This is a genomic window from Oscillibacter sp. KLE 1745, assembly GCF_000469445.2.
GTDB classification, from domain to species: domain Bacteria; phylum Bacillota; class Clostridia; order Oscillospirales; family Oscillospiraceae; genus Oscillibacter; species Oscillibacter welbionis.
The window spans coordinates 67,457-69,523 of the sequence record NZ_KI271726.1 but is presented as its reverse complement, the minus strand read 5'-3'; the positions used below and the strand labels follow the sequence as shown (position 1 = coordinate 69,523).

Sequence of the window (2,067 nt, the reverse complement as noted above, 5' to 3'; positions counted from 1 at the left end):
GGGGGACCTGAAAGGTCCCCCGCCGGGTTTCTGCTGTTCTTCAAACCTCCGTGACGGCTCCTGTACCGCCCTCCTCCATCTGCCGCAGGGCCGCCAGGGTGCCCAGAGTGGTGCCCAGCTGGGTCAGCAGGATCGCCGTGCGGGACAGCTCCTCCGTGGTCATGCATTTTGCCATGGCCACCGCTGTGGCGTAGACTCCTGTGCTCCAATCATAGGCATCCATCCCTCGGCCCCCTCCCTGGTGAACAGTGTATGAGGCGGCGAGGGATTTCTTGACGGGGGCGGCGTGTCATTTCTCCAGCAAAGAGGTCAGATACGCCGTCTCTGTCCGCAGGTCCGCAGAGCCGGTGTACCAAAGGGTAAGAACCTGTTTTCCCTGCCGGAGCACGGCGAATTGTTCAGGACTTCCGATTCCGTCCGCCTCCTCTGCCCACCAGAAGCCGTCCAGAGCCGGGGCCTCTATTGGGTCCAGCGGCAGTTCCGGCCGGCTGTCCAGAAAGCCGGCCTGGTTCTCCGTCAGCTCTGCCGTCAAGGTCTGGGCCAATCCGGCTGTCAGCATACGGTAATACGCGGTCTGGAGAAAAGCCTGCTCCCCGTCGGGCAGCACCGCAGACTGGCGGGCAGCGTACATCTCCGGCGCGATGGGAAGGGATTTTTCCTGCACCTCTGTCCGCAAAGGCTCCAGGCCGTCCAGGGCTGTCAGGTCCGCCAGAACCATCTGCACCGGCGGACGTTCCCCCGCTTCATAAACCGTCCGCGCCGCATGGTCCCAACCAGAGGGATTGCCGTCCAGATTCTGAATGCTGACCACCAGATTCAGCACAGATATGACCAGTGCAGCGCCCCACGCCAGCTGTCCCAGCCGCAGCTGACGGCGGTATGGCTTGGGCCTCTCCAGCGGGACGCCCGCCGTCAGAGTCTTCCACAGCCGCCAAGTGTTCCGGGCATCCAGCCAGAGCTGCACCCCCAAGATGGTCAGCAGCGCCGCAGCCACCAGCGGCGCGGCTACAAAGCCCAGCCAGCTGGCGTTTCTCAGGATGTTCTCCAGAGAAGCAGCCGAAAGCGCCACCGCCAGGATGAAATACGCCGTCATTGCCAGCCAGATCAGCCCGCCCCCCACTGTGCGGAAGATCATCCGCCGCTTTAAGTATCGGTATCCCTCTCCCTGGACCACCGGGTCCGTGTCCAGCTCCGGGGCATTCGGGTCATCGCACCGCCAGACCCAGAAGGGCCCCATCTGCCCCACCAGCCGCCAGCCCATGCTCCGGTATGCCTCCACCCGCTCCGGGTCCAAAGCCTCTTTCCACCTTTGGAGAGGCTGGAGCCGGAAGCGGCACTCCCACGGTTCGTCCAGCAGCAGGTCCACCCGGCTGCCCGTGAAGCAGACGGGGTTCTCCCCCTTGCGGGCCAGGTCCTCCAGCCAGGTCTCCACCGCCGCCACGTCGTAGATGCTGATGGGGCAGCTCTTCCGGAATTTCTCGCTTTTTACGTAAGGATGGCCGGTGCTCATCGACTCGCCTCCCCTCTTTTTCTATTGAAACTCCGCCAGGACGGCGGCATATTGGGGCAGCAGCTCTGCCAGCGGCGCGTTCGTCTCTGCCTCCACGCTCCACACCTGATCTCCCAGCCGGAACAGCAGATACTGATCGCCGTTCACCGCCTCCCCGGTCCAGGCCTCGTCCAGGCCGGGGTATTCGGTCTCCGTGGGGGCGTATTCGTCCCCATATTCCACCAGGAGACTGTCCGCCAGGTCGTCCGCCAGCCACGGGAAGCGGAGGCGGTAATACCTGGCCTCACTGTACCGGTAGTACCGCCGCCCCTCCGTATAGTCCTCTATGGTCCACCACTGTTCGCTGGTGAGCCAGTTCTCCTGGGGGCTGGCCCAGGCTTCCCCGTTCTGGGACACCGCCACATAGGGCACCGGTTCGAAAACGTCCTCCATCTGCTGAAATGTCCGGCGGCTGGTGTGGGCCCCGTGGCACCATAGGGCGATGACATAGAACACCCACAGCAGGTCCAGTACGAGTGTCAGCCCGCAGGCCAGCCGGTAGGGCCGCCGGCGGGGCG

At 64.2% G+C, this 2,067-nt stretch carries 3 protein-coding genes; all 3 read right to left on the bottom strand.

Translation table 11 applies throughout. The features are described 5' to 3' along the window. Nucleotides 1–40 precede the first annotated feature (40 nt). The gene (locus HMPREF1546_RS10185) at nt 41–223 is read right to left on the bottom strand and encodes a DUF6774 domain-containing protein (RefSeq protein WP_021748458.1); all 183 of its coding nucleotides are present in this window, start codon (nt 221–223) and stop codon (nt 41–43) included. Nucleotides 224–289: 66 nt separating this feature from the next. Further along, nucleotides 290–1,510 (bottom strand): DUF2812 domain-containing protein, encoded by a 1,221-nt coding sequence (locus tag HMPREF1546_RS10180; RefSeq protein WP_021748457.1) that lies wholly within the window; start codon nt 1,508–1,510, stop codon nt 290–292. Nucleotides 1,511–1,531: 21 nt separating this feature from the next. Next, a partial coding sequence (locus HMPREF1546_RS10175; RefSeq protein ID WP_021751907.1) for a hypothetical protein occupies nt 1,532–2,067 on the bottom strand: 536 nt, incomplete at its 5' end.